Source organism: Providencia sp. PROV197 (assembly GCF_028479625.1).
GTDB lineage: Bacteria > Pseudomonadota > Gammaproteobacteria > Enterobacterales > Enterobacteriaceae > Providencia > Providencia vermicola.
The window spans coordinates 193300-215557 of the sequence record NZ_JAMPNZ010000006.1 but is presented as its reverse complement, the minus strand read 5'-3'; the positions used below and the strand labels follow the sequence as shown (position 1 = coordinate 215557).

The window sequence follows — 22258 nt, the reverse complement described above, 5'->3', positions numbered from 1 at the left end:
TCCTAATAAAAACCATTTTTTTTATATGGGAATTAGCTATTAAAGAAAGCTCTCAGTAAAGCTTTTAATTAAAATAAAATTCATCTATGTTTAAAGCGTAAAGTAGTCGGTTAGCCTGTTAAAAATGAAAATAATTCTTTTTATCATTTAATGATGACCTATCGATGTCTATCTGAAAAACAGAAAATTAGTCTATTCCTATAACATTACGGTTAAAATTAAATACAATAAAGCTGCAACTATAATAAAAACTATTTTTATCCATGTAGTAACTTAAGGTGGATGTATGGCAAAGAGAAGAGTGAAAGCTCTGCAAGTTTCAGTAATATGTGGGTTAATGACATTCCAGTTTCCTGCATTTTCCAGTGATGAAAATACGCAGCAAAGTGTAACCGAAGCTTCACAGCCACAAGTTGTTGAAGTAAAAGAGACCTTAACGGTTACACCAACAGAGAGTATGGCAAAAATAGTGGCTTCACTTCCAGCTGATGTGAAACCCGTTTTTGCAGCACAACTCGCTAAATTATATGCCGATAAGCAAATGAAACTTTTATGGCAAGATGAAACAGCGATTAGTCAATTTCAACAGCAAATAGCGGAACTTTCACTTTCTGGGGTTCAACCTCAGTTTGCGCAATGGCTATCCTTATTGGAAAATAACCAGCTTAGTGAGCTTGGTCGTGATGTGATTTTATCAGATGCGATGCTTGGTTATCTTCAATATCTCTCTTCTATTGAATCCAGTGGGCAATATTGGTTATATACGAATCGACCTTACAAAATCATTGCGCCTACAGCGGCACAAATAAAACCTTGGTTAGATGCTGTTGATTCTCAACGTCTAACTGAGTGGGTTAAAGCTCAAGCACCTAACCATCCAATGTATCAGCCGATGCGCAAAGAAATGCTTAAATTGCTGGCACAACCTGAAGATGAGTTAGAAATAACGAGTACGAAGACACTCAAACCAGGGCAATCCAGTGATGATGTGCTTGTATTACGTAAAATTTTACAGCGTGAAGGTTTGTTAGCCGATAGCATGACAGAAGATGTGGTTGAAACTGAAGCGCCTGAAACGTTAGCGCAAGTTGCAGAGCAAGCAACTGAACAGCCGACGGAAGTTGCTGTTACAGAGTCTGCAAAACCAACGAGAACAGCTTCGAAAGTTTATGATCAAGAACTGGTCAATGCCGTTAAAAAATTTCAATTACAGTATGGTTTAGAAGCCGATGGTGTGATTGGTAAAGGCACGCGGGTTTGGCTGAATATGAAGCCTGCGCAAAAAGCAGGATTGATGGCGTTGAATATTCAACGTTTGCGTATTATTCCTGCAAGTAGTGGCACTGGGATTTTGGTGAATATTCCAGGCTATTCGTTAGATTTCTATTTAAATGATGAAGTTATCCTAGATTCTAAAGTGATTGTGGGCCGTGCGGATCGCAAAACGCCAATTATGAGTAGCGCATTAAATAATGTGGTAATCAACCCGCCTTGGAGTGTGCCAACCAGTATGGCGCGTAAAGATATTGCACCAAGAGGAAAACAAGATCCAAGTTATTTTAGCCGTAAAGGGTATACTGTTTATTCAGGTTGGGGGGCAGATTCCTATGAAATTAACCCTTACTCAATCGATTGGGATAACATCACTCCAGCAAATTTCCCATACCGTATTAGACAAGCGCCAGGTCCAACCAATTCATTAGGGCGCTATAAATTCAATATGCCAAGTTCCGATGCCATTTACTTGCATGATACGCCAAACCATAGCTTATTTAATCGTAATGCGCGTGCGATAAGTTCAGGTTGTGTACGTGTCAATAAAGCGAGTGAGCTAGCCAGCATTTTACTTGGTGATGCAGGGTGGGAACAAAAACGTATTGATGGCGCATTGAAAGAAGGGTCAACACGTTACGTCAATATACCAGACAGAATTCCTGTGTATCTTTATTACCAAACAGCTTGGGTTGATAAAGACCAACAACCGCAATACCGTGCTGATATTTATCAATATGATAATGGTATTGATAATGTAGATACCTATCTGCCATTATTGAAAAAAGTCATGCTGTAATAATTAGATAATTAACGAAAAAATAGAGGTGGAAACGCCTCTTTTTTCACTAATTCTGTTTAATTCCGAATAATTCCATTGTTGATGTACAATTTATGATTATCATTAAGCTAAATTATTGATGTCGTGCTGTTCAGGAATCTATTACAACAGATTTAACGTAATAATACGGTTAAGACGCAGAATTTAGTGATATGACTCTATTTTTGACGAATATAGCAATAAATTTGACTTAAATTATGCATATCTTTACATAATTATACATTAAAACTGAGTGTGATTTGCTAGACTCAATAGGTTGTCTGAAATTCATCGAATATTTATTTAAATTATTAGAGTCTGAGTTATCACCTATGGATATTATTGATCAAACCCGCAGAAAATGGCTGGGAATTGGTGCTGCAACAGTGGGCCTCAGTTTATTACCAAGTCATGTATTTGCCGCAATGACGACGCCTCGTCCTCGTATTTTGCGTTTTCAAAACATTAATACAGGCGAGTTTTTGAAAACAGAATTTTTTGATGGTCGTCGTTACAATAAATCTGAACTTGCTCGTTTAAATCATTTTTTCCGTGATTATCGTTGTGACAAAGTCAAAACGATCGATCCAAAACTGTTTGATCAAATTTATTTACTGCAAATGATGATGGGAACGAATAAACCCGTTCAATTGATCTCTGGCTACCGTTCTTTAGAAACGAATAATAAATTACGCAGTAAAAGTTCAGGGGTCGCCAAAAAAAGCTATCATACACGTGGACAAGCGATGGATTTTCACATTGAAGGTTTACAATTAAGTAATATTCGTAAAGCGGCACTGAAAATGGGTGCGGGTGGTGTTGGTTACTACCCACGAAGCAATTTCATTCATATTGATACAGGACCTGCAAGAACGTGGTAATCTGTGTATAGGTGACATAGATTACGGAGTAATTGTTCGATGAAATATACCATTATCCCAGTAACGCCATTTATGCAAAACTGTCAGGTTATTTGGGATGAAAATACGCTAGACGCAGTTGTGGTTGATCCTGGTGGTGAAGCAGAAAAATTGATTTCTGCTATCGAAAGTCGTGGATTAACCCTTACTAAAATTTTGCTTACCCACGGCCATTCTGATCATATTGGTGCTTCAGCCATACTCTCCAAACATTTTTCAGTGCCTATTTATGGGCCTCAGAAAGAAGATGCTTTCTGGATTGAAAACCTTGCAGAACAAAATGCGATGTTTTATATCGGAGAATGTCCAGATTTCACCCCTGATTATTGGTTAGAAGAGGGGAATAAAGTCACGTGTGGCGGTATTACTTTTGATGTGTTGCATTGCCCAGGGCATACACCAGGTCATATTATTTTAGTCAATCACGATGATAAAATAATTTCAATGGGTGATGTGTTATTTAAAGGCGGTGTGGGGCGTAGTGATTTCCCTCGTGGAAATCATCAGGACTTAATCGCATCGATTAAAAACAAAGTGTTGCCATTAGGTGATGACTATCAGTTCATCCCAGGTCACGGGCCTATGTCAAATTTAGGCTTTGAACGCAAAACCAATCCTTTTTTACAAGATGAATAGTTTACTGAAATTGATTACTCAGCGTGCCATTCAATAACCCCTTATCAGGGGTTTTTTTATACGCAGTGGGTGTAATCTAAAATAATTTAAAACTATGTCCTAATTATATTTCTTGAAACTATCTATATCTTGAAAATTTGATATTTTAAATTGGTTTTAATCTGATTTTAATATTAAATTTTTATTTATATAGGGATATATATGGGGAAAGTAAATATAGATTTGACTCTATCTAAAGGTGATTTTATTCAGAATACTAATGAGGAAAAGAATGAAAAAATAATTAATTTGAATAATCCGCAAATATCATCGACACTAGAGAATACTTCCGATGGTATTAGTAAAGATTATACCAGTATTAACTTGCATCTTAAGCCTTTAAACAAAGAAATTGATGTGCCTGTTTCAGGTATTTCAGAAATACATCAGCATCTAATTACTCAAGTTTCCAATGAAGAGAATATTATTATTGGCTTTCGCCCTATTGACCCTAAATCAACAAGTATTATAGGAACGGGAGAATACAGCAGCAAAGGGTTAGCTATTAAATCGAAAAGTTCGGATTGGGGACCTCATGCAGGTTTTATTCCTGTGCAACAACAATTTGCGAAAAAATCGGGGAGAGAAAATAGCAAAAAATATAATGAATACTCTCAATCATCTATTAGTGAAGGTAAAGCTATTGCTGTTATGCTAGAAATTACTTCAGAAAGAGTTGAGGAGCTTATACGATATAAAACGATTTATTTTTCAAATACAGTAGAACAAGATGGGTATAAAGAGATAAGTGCATCTTTTGATGGTGTTGAAAAAGTATTTTTTCTAAAAAAAATTAAAAAAGATAATATCGATAGATGGGGTTTATATCATCTAGAAAATAATAAAATAGAGCCATTTTATGTTATTGGTGATTCTAAAACAGGAAAAGCAATAACAGCAGATTATGATATTTTCAGTATTATTTTTCATATGTCAGATTTGGAGCATTATGTGAAAGTAACTTCGATGTTGACATGGGAAGAGTGGAAGGCTAGCGTAAACTATGATGAGTTAAATTCAGTCCAGAAAAAATTATATAATGATGAAATTGAATATAATAGAAAGGAAGGAAAAGATAACGGAATTATAAATAAAAAAATAAAAGAAATTAAAAATAAATTAAATAAAAAGTTTGGTCTAGCCGAGGGGATGGAGTTGATTCACCATGGGGCTGATGATGCTAACCCTACGAGTATAATGAACGAAAATTTTCCTATTACCTTTGTATTACCAGAAAGACTAAGAGGAAAAAATAGCCTTATAGGTACAACGGAATCTATCGATACATATTTTCATATGAATTCCCAAGGTGCAATCATTATTAATAATGTTGAACAACTTTCTAACTTTCAGCAGTTATTCATAAATCAGGGTTATAGGGCACCATTAAATAAAAAGTGGAGTGAAGGAGATAATGGTCAATACTTCGATCCTAAACGTAAAATATCAGGTAGTTTTATTGAAGGGCGAACAGAAATAATACGGAAAAAAAGTATCATTAATAATGACCCGACCACAGGAAAAACTGTTGTTCAGTTAGATACAGATTTTGATGATGTTTATTTAAATATGCAGGAAAGTTATAAAAGTAGTCGATTGCCGGAAAGCAATCCACTAAATACGGGTAATCTAGATACTTGGCTAGATCCGATGTTGATATACCATCGAAACAAAGCTGGTGATGCGAAAACTAATAGACAGGCAAAATATACTGAATATACCTATAATGTGATTATACAAAATGGTAGTGATCAAGATTCAGCTAAAGCAACTGCTTATGCATTTTCTAAACATCCTGAAGACTCTATGATTATTCAGTATGATATGGGCTCGAAGCAATATAAAATTTTGCATGGAGACCTGAATAGAATTAATGTAGGAAAAGTACGTTGGATAACAATTGGTCATGGAAAATATTATGGTCATCATCAGCCAACTCTTTATATGGAAAAAAATGCACAGCAATATGTTGAAGCATTAATGTATTTACGCAGAAAAGTTTTAAAAAATACAACGCCGGACAAACTCGTCATGCTAGGGTGTGATTTAGGTCGTGGAGGTATTAATGAAAACTTTGCACTAAAAGCGACTAGCTTACTTGCTGAGAATAATGTACGCGCTCCTATCGTCGCTTATAATCGGCGAGTCGGAAATATGTATTTAGGGTCTAAGGTTATTTATCCAGTTGACTTTGTAAGAGACTCGGTAAATACCAAAGGTTACAAGTTTGTCTATCAGTATCATTCAGGTAGTGAGCAAGTCAGGATCAATAATAGCTCTAGTGCATTATATTTTATTAATGAGGTTCGTCGTGGTGAGCTATCACTCGCTCAACTAAATGATTATATTGAACCCGACCCTTTGTATATGTTTAGGGATCCTGATACTCGTATTCTTGATAATAATTTAATAAAAAAAGTAGCTTACAATCAGAATGCCTATAGACTATTTGTTCAGGAGCTTAAAAAAAATAACAGTCTTTTGCCCAATGATTTTTATACTAGGTTCTCTGCACGATTAAATGAACTCGGTATCATAGATATTCCCATTTGGAAGATGGTTAACAGCCAGAATATTCAAAAAAAGGTATTAGCAAATACAATTAAGAATTCAGGAGAGTTAACTGTTATTATTAGGCTGACACGGGATAAAAAAGGTTTATTACAAGCGGAGAATTTAGCCGCGAGAAATCCTCAAAATACATTAATTTTTCAAATGGATGTTGATAGTAAAAAACATATTTTAGAATATGGTAAAGAACATTTAATGTCTTTATTGGGAAAACAAGTAATAACGAATTGGGTGATTATTGGCGATGCAGAAACAGTACGAAAGCCAACAAATGCATTGTCTATTGAGCTATCGCTACTCAAAAAAAAATATCCGTTAATAAACCCTGAAAATATCCTATTCCATTCTGTTGGACCAGCAATGATAACTGAAGCCGGTGAGCATAAAATATTTCTTAGTAGTTTATCTGAGGAGTTTAAAGTACAAGGCATTAACCGTGAAGTTAAATCTAAATTTATCTATGAAGCTCTGGATAAATCCACAACGGTAAACAGTAATGTTTCTCCTACTGTACTCGCAAGTCAGCCTAACCAGCAGCTCATTTCGTTATTGGAAAAAATAGCACTAAAAGAAATTGCTATTCAAGATATCGATTTGGTGCAACATCCTTATTTGTTAAATTACTTTTCGGATAACGAAGGGTTTATTGATGTTAAAAAACTAATGATTGTATTACAAGATCCTCTTGTCAATTCAAAGGTAAATGGAGCATTAAACCGTGAATATACACTCACCACGGCATCAATAAATCAATTGATAGAGACAACGCTAGAGACGAATTATCGGCAACAAGCAGATAGCATCCACACTTTATTAGTAGCAATAAAAAGCGATCTTTCAGTATTAAATAATTTAAGTCAACATTCCCAAGAATTACTTAAACAGCTATTTCCTGCCGGTGATGGCATAGATAAAGGTAAAGTTTTAGCTTTAGTAACGGATGATAACAAGCTCATTTTGTTAAGTGAAAATTTAAAAGGATTTAGTGAGCTTAGCATTAAAAATTTTGAAGGTGATAATGGGAGATTTAAAAACCTCTCTTTTTCTGAAGCATTTAAAACGTATAAAAATCATCAAGCTCAACGGTTGCAACAATATAGCCAACAATTAAACCAAGGAAAAAACATTGGTTTGATTAATCATGGTATTATATCGAAAAATGGTGGGTCGACTGGGATAGACCAAGAATTGGGCCTCATATATGGCATTGAATATTATTTTACCGATAGTGATTTAGCACGTGATTTTCTTGAGCGAAAGGCTCAAATCGAGTTAATTGCAGACCAAAAAACACTTACTTCAGCAGAGGATACTTTGCTGAAAAAAATGCAAAAATATACTCAGGATATTGATGCGTTAATCAAGAATAACAGTATCTCTATTTCTGACCAATCAGTGGTAAATTTATTTTCAGTGGTTTCTGATACGACAAATAGGATCGTATTTTTACAAGGAGAATTAACAACTTATACAATCATTCATGTTAGGCGTAATGGGGCATACGAAATTTGCCTATTTGACCCTCAAGGGGTGCAATTTAGCATTAGAAATAACTCTCTTCAGTTAGCACAGCAGCAATTTCAACAGCAACTTAAACAGTATTTTAATGAGGATATCCAACTTTCCGATGGGAAGTCTATAAATAGAGGTAAGTCGGCAGGCTTCCAAAAAATGGAAAATGGTGACTTTAGAGGAAGTATTCAATCAATTGATTTGGAGTCGCCGAATCTAAAAGCTAGATTCTCTTCTCTACAGAGTCAACGTAAATCTATTATCGAACAAGCTGAATTTGGTTTACCTAAAAATAGTTGGGTAACGATTAATGGTGAAAAAATCGCTTTTGCTAAATTACAGCTATTAGGGGCAACGATAGAGGGGAAGCCTGTTACTCTATCAGATATTATCTCAGATAATTCGCATAAAAAAATTCGCTTTTCCTCTGAAAAGTTAGCTATGTATTTTTCTTTAATGGAAGGCGGAAAAGACGATGTTATCTTTACTAAAATATTTCGTGAACAGTTAAATTCAGGAGATATATATCAACTAGTCGATAACCAAGTGAGTTTTAGTGGATCTGCAGTATTGAAAAAGCAATTTAAGTATCTAGCGAATGATAGTGATGTACAGCAAGAAACTATTTCTTCTTCGACCTTATTAAAAGTTCGTCAAGCAGGAACTAAACTTCCATTATTCCAACGTATTGCAAACCGTGCTGGACAAGGAATGGGGGCAGTTGGTGCTATTCAGAGTATGATCAGTGCATATGCTATTTTACATAAGCTCGATAACCCAGATATCACAGAAGAAGAAATTAAGGAGTTAGAAAAACAGTTTTATTTATTATGTGCATCCGCATTATTTAATTATGGGGATATGATTATACAACCGATGTTGTTAAATATCTCTTCTGCTAGAGGTGTGAGTTCCCTTGTTCGTGCAAGGCTTGCTGCGGGAACAGTTATCATTTTTAACTTAGTCGGGATGGGGATTGATATCTATCAAGCCTACGATAGTTTATCTAAACTCAATGACGTATCAGATCCTAAACAACGCCAAGATCTTATTGTTAACGCCTCTTTATCTATTACTAGCGCCGTAATTAATGGCGTGACAGTGATTGCTGTATTAGTAGGATCTTCAACTATTCCTATTGTGGGACTAGTTGTTGGTGGAGTTTTGCTTGTTGGTGGATGGGTTTACAATGGTATTCGTGCAGTCGAGAATATAAAAGAGGTCATTGATATTGACTGGGATAGGGAATTAGAAGAGGGGATACGAGGAGCTTTAGGTTTAGAGCCGACTTTGCGAACTCAACAAGAGATGAATACTCAGCTGTATATTAATGCATTTAAAAAACAAAATTGGGAAATTGATCTGGCATTATTTGAGAGTCATATTCTAGCGGCAGGCTTTGATCATCATTTAAGTATTGTTGAAGAACCTGTTTATGGTAATGAGCAAAAATATTATTTAGTAGATGAATATGGAAACTATTTTAGTGGCATATTAGAAAATCAACGTCTAGGATCAGGCTATTATGGGCTCCGGTTTTCGAAAAAAGGTGCGCTTTCTTTTACTGCTAATGAAATTGATTTTATTCTGGGTAATAAGATCATTAGAAAAAGTGCATGGTTTAGAGATTTAATTTATTTGTATAAAAGAATGGGATTATCGATCCGTAAAAATTTCAGGCCTAAAAAAGAAGCAAAAGAGATAGTTGATATTAAACAAACAGGAACGAAACCTACGCACGATACTTATTCTTTAAATTCAGCATATAAAAATCCGTTATTTGATGCATTTAAATCTCGCCATAAAATTTCAGAAAATAGTTTGACCTTATCAATGCATAATCAGTTGCTAAATTCGAGTTCCTCACAAATTAATTTTTACTCAAATAAAACTGAATTTGGTGTGTTAGGGCAACGGATGTTTAGAGAAAATGAGCGGCGTTTTAGTGAGAATTTAGTGAATGATTTTCAAAGGATAGCGTTGTATTTGGATACCCCTTACAGTAGAGGAACGAGCTGGAATACAGCTAATGGCAATGATGTCATTATTGGCGCAAAAGGGCGAAAAAATGCATTTCAGGTTTTATCGGGCGAAAAATATTTTGCAGGTGGAGATAAAGATGACCTGTTTTATCTGCGAGATAATAATTTAAGCGCATTAATGTCACTCAATAATACAATGCCAACTAAGTATCTTGATGGTCAGGGCGGGAACGATACGGTTACTATTGACCTCTTACCTGATGATCATCATGCTTATGTTAATTTAGAAAAAAATACACTGCATTATAAGCAAGAAGGAAAGCATCCGTTTATTTCTATTGCTCATTTACAAAACATAGAAAATGTTATAATCAAAGGGAATACCAATGATAGTGTATGTGGCGATGATACAAATAATGTACTTGATGGTGGCTTAGGTAAAGATTTATTAGTCGGGAATGGTGGTGATGATAAACTAGTTTTAACCCAAGGTGATGCAGTGGGTGGTGATGGAAATGATAGTTATCATATTCGCCGTTTTGAATGGATGCAGCATGCTAATGACCTCTATCTTACAGAGCAGTATTGGGCAAAGGAAGAAAAAGCAGTTAAAACTAAACGTTTTCTAAACCCTATCTATAAGAATAATAATAAAGAATATCGGGCTGATGTGGCTATTAAAGAATCTAGTCGTTCACAAAGCCATGTAAGCATAGAATATTCTTTAGATGAAATAAAACAGGTTGAATTAAGCGGTAATGATTTAATTCTAACTATCAAATTACCAAATAGCACACTGGATGGACATGATTTCACCAATATAGAAAGCTCTGTTTTTATTCGGCTAGAGAATGTTATTGACCCAAATAGTGATTTAAACAAACCGCATCATGTGTACCGAATACAAACTCAAGATGGTTGGATGATGACGACGCAGATTGGTCAAAAAGAGCCTGAGCAATATTTCAGCCTCAGTTATATTCAAGAAGCTGATCAAGTTGCGACAACAGAAAGCAAATCAGTTGAAATAGATGAAACGGTTAATACCATCATAATAAATAAGCACCGAAAACATGTAGCACCAGAATGGGGATGGTTTGCACCAATAGGTCGTGCTGAACAATTAACATATCGTGGTAATGATAAAAATAACTTTTTGCCTCTGGTTAAACTAGGAAATTATATTGAGGTTACTCGCGGGGTTGACACCTATCAAATTCTTACAGAAAAAGATGAATATGGCAAAATTAAATTTGATTTCGCGAAGGTAAAAGACAGTTTCACAGTTCATGATAAGGTGATTTTATTATTACCTACCGAGAATGGTTTTGCTCTCTCGATGGATGAGGGGAAATTAGGTAACTTCGATAAATTTGGGCAGAAAAAACTAATAGTTCATTTTACAAATGTGGGAGATAATCTTTCTGAGGTGATTTTAATACAAGATAAATATAGTAATGTATTTAAAGTGGATTTACAGAAAAATCATATTTCCCCAGTGAATCCAGTTATAAGCAGCAGCGATTATGACGATCAAATTCTTTTACCTGCGGGTTATATATTAGAAAAGCATGTTATTGATGGCCAAAATGGCGACGATACTATTATCAATAAGAGCTTAAATAGCTATGTGTTATTAGGTGGGGAAGGTGATGATAATATTAAAGCTACCATGGGGAATAATGTCTTATATGGCGGGGCTGGAAATAACTTTGCTAGTGGCGGGGAGGGGGATGATTTATTGCTGTCAGATGATGGAGTAGATACTTTGATGGGTGAAGGTGGAAATGACCATTATATTATTGATGGCAACCACTCAGGCGCCGCTTATATTGAAGATAATTATGGTAATAACCATATCCACTTAGTTAATTTTAAACGGCAAGAAATTGAAGAGACCGATCCCGCTTATCAAATTTATGTTTCATCATCAGGTAAAATTCTCAAGATTAAACAGCCAACTCATGATAGCGGGGCTCGCTTTAATATTCATCACTATAATCAACTTGATAATAAATATATTTCATCTACGACGAGTAGTATGACTTCGTTATCTTATTACTTATCTGAAAAACTCGATAAAGCAAAACATTCAGGACAGCTAGCCATCTGGAAGCCAGTTAATGAGCTTGCTGATATGTTAAATGACGTTCCTAAACCATTAAAACAAACTATGGGAAATGATGGAATTGTATTATCCGAAAATTATGCGAGAGAGCATTGGCTTATTGATATGCAGGCTGGTAATGATGAAGTGATGGATATATCACAGCATGGCCGTGTGATTAAAGGTGGGAGTGGTAATGATAAGCTGATAACAACAGGTGGCGAAAATATCCTTTATGGTGGTCAAGGTGATGATATTTTATTGGCGCAAGGCATGAAGCAGGATGTATTAATTTCTTTAGATGGAAAAGACCATTTAGCTGGTGGTAAAGGGGATGATATCTATATTGTAAGTAGCCATGGGCAAGGGGATGTCACTATCCATGATCTCGAAGGACGTAATCAAGTGGTACTGGTTGATTTTTCCCCAACTGAGATAATCTACAAAGAACTTTCAGCAACGCTTGCAGAAACGGTATATCAATCAAAGGGAGGAAGGAGAGTCACTTTGCAACACAATAATCACACTGCCTCTATGACTAATGTGATGCAAGTGAGCTTTTTTAATGATTACAAGCAATTATCAAAACACAATGAGGAATCAACTATTGATCGCTTGATACAGTTGTTGACGGAGCAACGTATTGCTTATGAGGGAAGCGTTGACCCTAATATTGGTAATGATAATGTCAGAAATAACTGGGGAGGAGTCCAAATGACAGAGCGTTTCCTGAGCCATTTGAGGTAATTCCTTTGTTATAAACAAAACAGCCAGTTAAGTTACTGGCTGTTTTTGTGAAATATGTAGTTGTTTGAATAAATATCTATAGAACTTTCACGATAGCATCACACAGTGGAACCATATTTTCCAGCGTTAAGCCAGCCACGTTAATACGGCCTGAGCTCACAGCATAGATACCAAATTCGCTACGTAGACGCTCTACCTGCTCTTTTGTCAGCCCACTGAAGGAGAACATACCATTTTGGTTGATAATGAAGCTAAAGTCTTGTTTAGCGCCTTTTTCATCCAAGGTTTTGACTAGTAGCTGACGCATACGTTTAATACGTTCGCGCATTGCGGTTAATTCTTGGATCCATTCGGCTTTTAACGCATCATCAGAAAGGATTGTGGTAACCACTGCTGCGCCGTGTGCTGGTGGGTTTGAGTAGTTTGCACGGATAACCGCTTTTGCTTGGCTAAATGCACGCTCTGCGTTATCGCTGTCTTTCGCGATAATAGTGCAAGCACCAACACGCTCATTGTATAAACCAAAGTTTTTAGAGAATGAGCTGGCAACAATCATTTCAGGGTTATTTTTGGTGAAAATACGCAGGCCTTCAGCGTCTTCATCTAAGCCTTTAGCAAAACCTTGGTAAGCAAAGTCAAAAACAGGTAATAGGCCTTTTTCTGCGCACAGGTCAGACAGTTTAGCCCATTGCTCAGGGGTTGGGTCAATCCCTGTTGGGTTATGGCAGCAACCGTGCAGCACAATCACATCGCCAGCAACAGCAGATGACAGGCTATTTAGCATACCGTCAAAATCCATACCGTGGCTAGCCGCATCATAGTAGTTGTAGGTTAATACTTCTAAGCCAGCTGCTTCAAAAATATTTTTGTGGTTAGGCCAAGTTGGATTGCTTATCCAAACACGCTTCGCGTTGGTTTGTTTCGCAATAAAATCCGCAGCGATACGTAATGCACCTGTACCACCCGGTGCTTGCGCTGTACGTGCACGTTTTGAGGTGACAATTTCATGTTGTGCACCGAATAACAGTTCTTGTGTTACACGGCCAAATTCTGGCATTCCGCTAATCGCAAGATAGTTTTTGGTGTTTTCATTATCAAGCAGGAATTTTTCTGCTTTTTTGACGGTATCAAGCACAGGGGTTTTCCCTGATTCGTCTTTGTAGACGCCAATACCTAAGTTAATTTTATTATCGCGGGGGTCAGCACGGAAACTATCAGCAAGACCTAAAATTGGGTCAGCGGGGGCAGAAGTAATTTTCTCAAACATGTTGTCGATTCCAAAGCTCGGTTGTGGTACCTAACACCAACCTGTGTGGTGAGGCAAAGTAAGGGTGTTTATGGCAACCTTACCTGTCAGATGCCCCATCCAGCGGGTTAATGCTGGGTATAGCTGAAAACGGGTTTAGTCGAACGAGTCGAGTTCTCAGGTTAACGTGTGAAAGGGCTTTTGCCAACCGTTTTACGAAAAATTGGCGAGATCTTGTGAGCTAGGTAGGAATTGCATGTAATTCAACCAGAAATATCCATAAAGGTGGTGAATTTACCTGTCTTATCGATGGTTTGGGTTGATAAGTGGGAAGGTGAACAGGTTTTAAGGTAGGTATAACAAGGGAAGATATAACATAGAAATGAAAAAGCAGCGCCGAAGCGCTGCTTGCAAAAACATGTTACCGTTTTCTAGATTATCAGTTAACTGATAATTAGAATTGGTAGATTAAACCTAAACCAACTACGTTATCAGTATTGATACCGTAACCTTTGGTGAAATCGTTGTCTTTTAACAGGTTAACTTTATAGTCAACAACTGCAGACATGTTTTTGTTGAAGTAGTAGTAAGAACCTACAGAGATATATTTAACGATATCGCCGTTACCACGTGCAGTGTCTTTAGCTTTAGATTGGTTATAACCTAAAGATGGTTTCAGACCGAAGTCGAACAGGTACTGAGCAACTAACTCAACGTTTTCAGTTTTGTTAGCGATAGTGTCGTCTTTACCGAAGTGAGTAGTATTCAGCGTTTGACCATACATAGCTGCTAAGTAAACGTTGTTAGCGTCGAATTTACCACCAACGTTCCATGCTTGAGCTTTATCACCACCAGCACCAGTTGCTACTGCATTTTTCTGTGCAGGAGTACGGGATGAGTTAGAATAACCACCACCCAGAGTTACGCCCCAACCTAAGTCGTAAGCTGCTGATAAACCGTAACCGTCACCATTGTTTTCCCAAGCGTTTTTGCCGCCTGATTTGTTTTGGTCGCCGTTTTTACCTTGGTATTGCAGAGCAAAGCTCAGGCCATCAACGTAACCGAATGCGTTGTTATTACGGTAAGTTAACAGGTTACGGTTACGGCTAGTCATGAAAGTATCAGACTGAGCCATGGTGTCGCCGCCCCATAAAGGCATAACGTCGGTCCATGCGTTCGTGTCATAGATAACACCGTAGTTACGGCCGTAATCGATTGAACCGAAATCAGCGAATTTTAAACCAGCGTATGCTAAACGGTTTTTGTTTTCGTTGTTAGTTTCAGTTTTGTTAGTTTTAGTTTCCCACTCGAAACGACCAAAACCAGTCAGTTGATCAGTGATTTGAGTATCACCTTTCAGACCTAAACGAACACGTGAATCATCACCGTCTTGGCTAGAAGTACCGTTGCTGCCTTTAGCATCAGCAAAGTAGTGACGAACGTCAACTTTACCGTAAACGTCTAATTTGTTACCGTCTTTGTTGTATACTTCAGCTGCGTTTGCTGCACCAGCAGCTAACAGAGCTGGGATAACCATTGCAAGAATATTGCGTTTCATCATTATTATTACCCTCATTGGTGTTATTCGGACACCTGCCACTGCCAAAAATAATTCGCAAAAAATAATTGGAACTATTTATGAGAGATTAGTGTCGTCTATGTCGGCGACCAGTGTTCCATTGCTAAATAAAATTATCTACCCTCAAAGTGCTACAAAATCAAAGATTCTGAAACAAATGGTAACTAGATGTTTCTAAATGTAAAAAATAGAACAAAAAATAACCACTCATCGTACCAGTTTAAAAAATATTACAAAATTAAGGGAACTTTTTCAGTAGACGATTTGAGCTTTTTTTGAGCAACTTAGAGAGATTTAACTGAAGATTTCTGGTTGGCAAAAAACAAAAATGAAGCAAAAAAGCAGATTATTCTTAGCAATATCAATGTAAGTGCAATATAACGGGAAATTATAAGGCAATAACGTAAAAAATGTGATCTGTTTATCAGATGACTGAAATTAAATGTAACAAGATGAGATAGTTATTAAGTGAAAGCATCTCAGGGCTTAATTATCACGAGCCAACATGCGCTGGCTCGTGAATCAATACAGAAAAGCAGAAATTAGAATGCTGCGTTTCTTGGGGTACGTGGGAATGGGATCACTTCACGTACGTTACCGACACCAGTTACATAGGCAACTAAGCGCTCAAAACCAAGGCCGAAACCTGAGTGAGGCACTGTGCCGTAACGGCGTAGATCACGGTACCACCAGTAATCTTCTTTGTTCATGCCCATTTCTTCAAGGCGAGCATCTAACATGTCCAAACGCTCTTCACGCTGTGAACCGCCAATGATTTCACCGATACCTGGAGCAAGGACATCCATCGCCGCAACGGTTTTACCGTCTTCATTGAGGCGCATATAGAAAGCCTTGATATCTTTCGGGTAGTTTTTCACCACGACAGGCGCTTTAAAGTGCTGTTCAGCGAGGTAGCGCTCATGTTCAGAAGACATATCGACACCCCAGTAAACTGGGTTTTCGAATTTCTGGCCACAGGTCTCAAGGATTTTGATAGCATCCGTGTAATCAACTTGCGCGAAATCAGAGTTAACAAAGCTTTCTAAGCGAGTAATAACGTCTTTATCAACACGTTGCGCGAAGAACTCTAAATCATCACGGCGTTCGGTCAGTGCTGCTTTAAACGCAAATTTCAGCATTTTTTCTGCAAGGCCAGCCACATCATCTAAGTTTGCAAACGCAACTTCTGGCTCAACCATCCAGAATTCCGCCAAGTGACGGCTGGTGTTGGAGTTTTCAGCACGGAATGTTGGCCCGAAGGTATACACTTTGCTCAGTGCCGTTGCGTAGGCTTCACCATTTAACTGGCCTGAAACCGTTAAGAAGGCTTCGCGACCAAAGAAATCTTCACTGAAATCCACTTCACCTTTGTCATTACGTGGCAAGTTATTGTAATCCAGTGTAGAGACACGGAACATTTCACCTGCGCCTTCGGTATCAGAAGCCGTAATGATTGGTGTTGAAACCCAGAAGTAGCCTTGTTCATCAAAGAAGCGGTGGATAGCTTGCGCTAAGGTATGACGAACACGTGCAACAGCACCAATTAAATTAGTGCGTGGACGTAAGTGTGCTGCTTCACGTAAGAATTCAACGCTATGGCGTTTTGCTGCCATTGGGTAAGTGTCAGGGTCTTCAATCCAACCAACCACTTTGACTGCGGTGGCTTCTAATTCAAATGATTGACCTTGACCTGGAGACTCTTTTACCGTACCCGTGACTTCAACGGAACAACCCGTGGTGAGATGCAGGACTTCGTCATTATAATTCGGTAAATTATTATTAATGATAGCCTGTAACGGGTTAAAGCATGAGCCGTCATAAACGGCGAGGAAAGAAAAACCAGCATTTGAATCTCTCCTTGTACGTACCCAGCCTTGAACGGTGACTTCAGAGCCTACCGCCACACGGCCTTGCAGTACGTCGACTACAGGCGCTACTATCATATAATTCACTCTCTTCATATTTAACGATATCTACTTCGACTATCTCAATCCGTCATACTTCGAGCTGTAGATGCGTTGGCTTCACAAACCGACCCTAGTCACATACTTATGTATGCTCCTAGGGTTCAATTTGTTTGCCGCCTTCCTACAACTCGAATTATTTAGGATGTAATTCAAATTGTTTTAAATCCATTCGACCGATTATATCTATGAATATTATTCAAAAAGTGTCATCGGTTTATGGCGATTAAAATAGTTAAAGTAGGGATATTAACGAAATCCCATATTTCAGGGGCCAAAGCTCTATGTTACTTGCCATTTATTAGGAAACAAGTAAAAAATCGCGATAAAACATTTCTGTTGAAGCGAAGCGTGGTTATCGAGCTTAAAGGCTATAGTAATAGTAAGTGAATAAAAGAAAAAGCGGGTTTTTGAGCTCAGCACAAGAAAAGTGCATCTTCTTGTGCTGAATGAGGAAAAATAGCGGATTAACAGGCTTTTTCCATTTTAGGCAGATCAAAGGCTTTTCGGAGTTGATTAACGAATTCATCGTCTTCACAAATCGTTTTGCCAGGGCTATCTGATAATTTAGCGACGGGTTTTCCATTGCACTCGACAAGCTTGATGACAATATTCAGCGGCGTTACATGGGGAATATTGCATGTTAGCCTTGTACCAATCCCAAAAACGAGATTAATGCGCTGATGGAAATAGCGATATAAATCAAGTGCCTTTTGTAAATCTAAGCTATCGGAGAAAACCAGTGTTTTGCTCATTGGGTCGATACCCAGCTTTTGATAGTGAGCAATGGCTTTTTCACCCCATTCGATCGGATCCCCCGAATCATGCCGTAATCCTTGGTAGCGCTTCGCAAAATTGACATCAAAATCGCGTAAGAACGCGTCCATGGTGATACAGTCAGTTAACGCGATGCCAAGGTGATCAGGGTATTCGTCTAACCAACTTTGTAGGGCTTCACGCTGGCTGTTTGCTAGCTCGGGGCTAATTTGCTGGTGTGCTTGGAACCACTCGTGTGCTTGTGTACCGACAGGGATTAAATCGAGCTCATGGGCCAGTTGGTAGTTACTGGTACCGATAAGATAAGGAAATTCGTTTTTCAGCATGGAAACAATAGCGGATTGCACCGCATAAGAAAAACGGCGGCGAGTGCCGAAATCCATTAATTTAAAGCCAGACAAATCAAGCTGGTCTTCATTAGCTTGCGCATAGAAAACGGTTAACAGTTTTCTGAGTTGGCTAACAGCATCGTCGGGAGTGATTTCAGGGTGTCTATCTCGCTGCACAATTTCACTAACAAGTGCAAGCAGAGGGACTTCCCACATGATCACTTCACGCCAAGGGCCACTAATACGAATAGCTAATTGCCCATCGTCATGAGAGGTGACTATGACTTGTTCAGGGTTAAAGCGGAACGTTTTTAGCCAAGTGAGGTAATCTTCTTGGAAAAAAGGCAAGCGGTGTAGAAATGTCAGTTCATCGTCAGTCAGGGATAAATGTTCCATCAACTGAACTTGTTGCCTAATTTCATCGGCGTAGGCGCCTAGGAGCTCACTGCTACGACAGCGGAACTCAGCAACAACCGGTACGTGGTAGTATCGGTGGAAAACAGCCTGCTGCATATGAAGCTTGTAAGCATCGGTATCAAGCAGTGATGTAATAATCGGTGTAGCGTCTAAATTCATGGCGCGCAGACATCCTCGCGGAGCTTATCTACTTATATTAGCAATTTGCTAAATCGTTAAAGTTGCAAAAGTATACCCACTTTAACAAAAGATAGAAGCGTTATTCTATCAGTCTGTATTAGCGGGGCATATTCAGCTTAATTCGCTCATTTGCTTCTAGGTAAAGCTGTTATATCAGAGAAATCCATTTTGAAACGAGAGCGACTAATGTTTTAGATACAAAACGATTAATCACGAAAAGATACTAACATGTCGTGAAATATTTGATAGTACTATAGCACCAACAAACAAACGATTTTGTAACAAAACAGCGACTATTAAATATAAGAAAGTAACATCAGATAAAAAACAGATAACATCTTTTGATGAAAATGTTTCTCAAATCCGTTCACATTACGGTGTCTTATAGTATTGTATAAAGCAGCGAAGTAGTGCGATATCGAATATAACGAATTAAAAGGTTACTTATGACCCAGTTAAGACAAGCGAAATATCGTCAGGATTATCAAGCCCCTGATTATACGATTACAGAGATTGACCTCGATTTTAATCTTGACCCTGTTAAGACCGTAGTAACCGCAGTGAGTCAGGTGAAACGCATTAATCCACAATCTTCAACCCTGGAATTACATGGCGAAGATTTATCATTAATGAGTATCGAAATTGATGGAAAAGTGTGGGCCGATTATCAACAAGCTGAAGGTAAATTGATTATTAAATCATTACCTGAATCTTTTACGCTGCGTATTGTGAATGAAATTAGCCCTGAAAAAAATACGGCGTTAGAAGGTTTATATGTTTCAGGTGATGCTCTATGTACGCAATGTGAAGCAGAAGGTTTCCGCCACATTACCTTTTATCAAGACCGCCCAGATGTATTAGCGCGTTACACCACAACCATTACTGCAGACAAAACGCGTTATCCTTATCTTTTATCTAATGGTAACCGTATTGCAGAAGGCGAGTTAGAAAATGGCCGCCATTGGGTTAAATGGGAAGACCCATTCCCGAAACCAAGCTATTTATTTGCATTGGTCGCGGGTGATTTTGACGTATTAAAAGATATTTTTATCACTCGTAGTGGCCGAGAAGTGGCGTTGGAATTATTTGTCGATAAAGGTAATTTAGACCGAGCGCCATGGGCGATGCAGTCGCTAAAAAATGCCATGAAATGGGATGAAGAGCGTTTCGGTTTAGAATATGACCTTGATATTTATATGATTGTCGCCGTTGATTTCTTCAATATGGGAGCAATGGAAAATAAGGGCTTGAACGTCTTTAACTCCAAATATGTGTTAGCCAAAAGTGATACGGCAACAGATAAAGACTATCTGAATATTGAATCCGTGATTGGCCATGAATATTTCCATAACTGGACGGGCAACCGCATTACTTGTCGTGATTGGTTCCAATTAAGCCTAAAAGAAGGCTTAACGGTTTTTCGTGACCAAGAATTTAGCTCAGATTTAGGCTCTCGATCAGTTAACCGAATTAATAATGTTAAAGTGATGCGCGCGGCACAATTTGCGGAAGATGCAAGCCCAATGGCTCACCCAATTCGCCCTGAAAAAGTAATAGAAATGAATAATTTCTATACATTAACAGTGTACGAAAAAGGTTCTGAAGTCATTCGGATGATCCACACCTTACTTGGTGAAGAAATGTTCCAAGCAGGGATACAGCTGTATGTTCATCGCCACGATGGCAGCGCAGCCACGTGTGACGATTTTGTCCAAGCAATGGAAGATGCGTCAAATGTCGACTTGTCTTTATTCCGCCGCTGGTATAGCCAATCAGGTACACCAGTATTAACAGTACGTGATGAATATTCGCCTGAAAAACAGCAGTATACATTGCATGTTAGCCAAATGACGCCGCCGACGTTAGATCAAACAGAAAAACTGGCTCTGCATATTCCTCTGGATATTGAGTTATATGATGAGGAAGGGGCAGTTATTCCATTAAAACGAGGTGGGAGCCTGGTAAACTCAGTGCTCAACATCACTCAAGAGACACAATCTTTTGTGTTTGATGAAGTCACAACTCGCCCAGTGCCGTCTTTATTACGCGAATTTTCTGCGCCAGTTAAGTTAGATTATAACTATAGCGATGAACAATTAGCGTTTTTGATGCAGCATGCCAGCAACGAGTTTTCACGTTGGGATGCCGCTCAGCAGCTGATCAACAACTATGCAAAGATCAATGTCGCTAAATACCAAAAAGGTGAAGAACTTGTTTTACCTGAGTCGGTAGTTGATGCTTTCCGTGCCGTTTTATTGAGTGAATCAATTGATCCTGCGCTAGCTGCATTGATCTTAACGCTGCCATCAGAGAATGAAATTGCAGAGCTATTTACAGTTATCGATCCTGTTGCTATCCACGAGGTGATCAATTTTATTCATCACCGATTAGCCAACGAGATGTCTGATGAATTCTTGACGGTATACCGCTCGATTAATATTGATGGTTACCGTGTCGATCATCAAGATATTGCAAAACGATCGTTACGTAATGTTTGTTTGCAATATTTAGCGGTGAATGATGATGCAGTGATGGCGAATAAACTGGTCGAAGATCAGTATAAAAATGCGGATAACATGACGGATTCACTGGCAGCACTGACAGCTGCTAATGAAGCACAACTGCCTTGCCTCGTACAATTGATGGCTGATTTTGATGAACGCTGGCACCACGATGGCTTGGTAATGGATAAATGGTTTACATTGCAAGGTTCAAACCCAGCAAAAGGCACGTTATCAAATGTGCGTAAGCTGTTAAATCACCGTTCATTCAGTATGAGTAATCCGAACCGTGTTCGTTCGTTAGTTGGCGCTTTCACGGCAGGTAACCCTGTTAATTTCCATGCAGAGGATAGCAGTGGCTATCAGTTCCTGTATGAAATTTTAGTCGATCTGAATACTCGTAACCCGCAAGTCGCATCTCGCTTAATTGAGCCTCTTATTCGCTTAAAACGCTACGATGAAAAGCGTCAAGCTCAGATGCGTAACGTGTTAGAGCAATTAAAAGAACTCGATAACTTATCGGGTGATTTATTTGAAAAAATTACCAAGGCGTTAGAAAGCTAATTAGCCCACGGTTAAATATAAGAAAATCCCAGATATTGTCTGGGATTTTCTTTTTCAACGAGTAACCGCATGACGATAGGTCACCTCCAGCTTAT

9 protein-coding genes are annotated in these 22258 nt (G+C 38.2%); 5 read left to right on the top strand and 4 right to left on the bottom strand.

The window, feature by feature from the left end; all coding sequences use genetic code 11:
- Window positions 1-286: 286 nt before the first annotated feature.
- From ldtD to PR808_RS03985, 4 genes are all read left to right on the top strand, one after another.
- Window positions 287-2071, top strand: a complete 1785-nt coding sequence (gene ldtD / locus PR808_RS04000; protein ID WP_272538753.1) for a L,D-transpeptidase — start codon at window positions 287-289, stop codon at window positions 2069-2071.
- Window positions 2072-2424: 353 nt separating this feature from the next.
- Complete coding sequence (locus PR808_RS03995; RefSeq protein ID WP_206086655.1) at window positions 2425-2973, top strand: YcbK family protein; 549 nt, start codon at window positions 2425-2427, stop codon at window positions 2971-2973.
- 39 nt (window positions 2974-3012) lie between these two features.
- Complete coding sequence (locus PR808_RS03990) at window positions 3013-3648, top strand: MBL fold metallo-hydrolase (protein WP_272538752.1); 636 nt, start codon at window positions 3013-3015, stop codon at window positions 3646-3648.
- A 201-nt stretch (window positions 3649-3849) separates the two neighbouring features.
- A complete protein-coding gene (locus PR808_RS03985; protein ID WP_272538751.1) occupies window positions 3850-12606 on the top strand; it encodes an anthrax toxin-like adenylyl cyclase domain-containing protein in 8757 nt (2918 codons plus the stop codon).
- A 76-nt stretch (window positions 12607-12682) separates the two neighbouring features.
- Here PR808_RS03985 and PR808_RS03980 read toward each other — a convergent pair whose 3' ends face one another.
- From PR808_RS03980 to pncB, 4 genes are all read right to left on the bottom strand, one after another.
- The gene (locus tag PR808_RS03980) at window positions 12683-13873 is read right to left on the bottom strand and encodes an amino acid aminotransferase (RefSeq protein ID WP_206086658.1); all 1191 of its coding nucleotides are present in this window, start codon (window positions 13871-13873) and stop codon (window positions 12683-12685) included.
- Between the two features lie 433 nt (window positions 13874-14306).
- On the bottom strand, window positions 14307-15413 hold the full coding sequence (locus PR808_RS03975; RefSeq protein WP_272538750.1) for a porin: 1107 nt from the start codon (window positions 15411-15413) through the stop codon (window positions 14307-14309).
- Window positions 15414-15973: 560 nt separating this feature from the next.
- Window positions 15974-17374: an asparagine--tRNA ligase gene (gene asnS / locus PR808_RS03970; protein WP_272538749.1), complete on the bottom strand. Its 1401-nt coding sequence runs from the start codon at window positions 17372-17374 to the stop codon at window positions 15974-15976.
- 488 nt (window positions 17375-17862) lie between these two features.
- Window positions 17863-19077, bottom strand: coding sequence for a nicotinate phosphoribosyltransferase (gene pncB / locus PR808_RS03965; RefSeq protein ID WP_206086660.1), 1215 nt, complete (start codon window positions 19075-19077; stop codon window positions 17863-17865).
- A 467-nt stretch (window positions 19078-19544) separates the two neighbouring features.
- Between pncB and pepN the strand changes: the two genes are divergently transcribed.
- Entirely contained in the window at window positions 19545-22163 is a 2619-nt protein-coding gene (gene pepN, locus PR808_RS03960; RefSeq protein ID WP_272538748.1) for an aminopeptidase N, read from the top strand.
- The last annotated feature ends 95 nt before the right edge of the window (window positions 22164-22258 follow it).

What these genes read in the sequence shown, in the direction of transcription:
- PR808_RS03980 (WP_206086658.1), bottom strand. Translation starts at nt 13,873, where the DNA reads ATGTTTGAGAAAATTACTTCTGCCCCCGCTGACCCAATTTTAGGTCTT.
- asnS (WP_272538749.1), bottom strand. Translation starts at nt 17,374, where the DNA reads ATGATAGTAGCGCCTGTAGTCGACGTACTGCAAGGCCGTGTGGCGGTA.
- ldtD (WP_272538753.1), top strand. Translation starts at nt 287, where the DNA reads ATGGCAAAGAGAAGAGTGAAAGCTCTGCAAGTTTCAGTAATATGTGGG.
- PR808_RS03975 (WP_272538750.1), bottom strand. Translation starts at nt 15,413, where the DNA reads ATGATGAAACGCAATATTCTTGCAATGGTTATCCCAGCTCTGTTAGCT.
- PR808_RS03990 (WP_272538752.1), top strand. Translation starts at nt 3,013, where the DNA reads ATGAAATATACCATTATCCCAGTAACGCCATTTATGCAAAACTGTCAG.
- PR808_RS03985 (WP_272538751.1), top strand. Translation starts at nt 3,850, where the DNA reads ATGGGGAAAGTAAATATAGATTTGACTCTATCTAAAGGTGATTTTATT.
- pncB (WP_206086660.1), bottom strand. Translation starts at nt 19,077, where the DNA reads ATGAATTTAGACGCTACACCGATTATTACATCACTGCTTGATACCGAT.
- pepN (WP_272538748.1), top strand. Translation starts at nt 19,545, where the DNA reads ATGACCCAGTTAAGACAAGCGAAATATCGTCAGGATTATCAAGCCCCT.
- PR808_RS03995 (WP_206086655.1), top strand. Translation starts at nt 2,425, where the DNA reads ATGGATATTATTGATCAAACCCGCAGAAAATGGCTGGGAATTGGTGCT.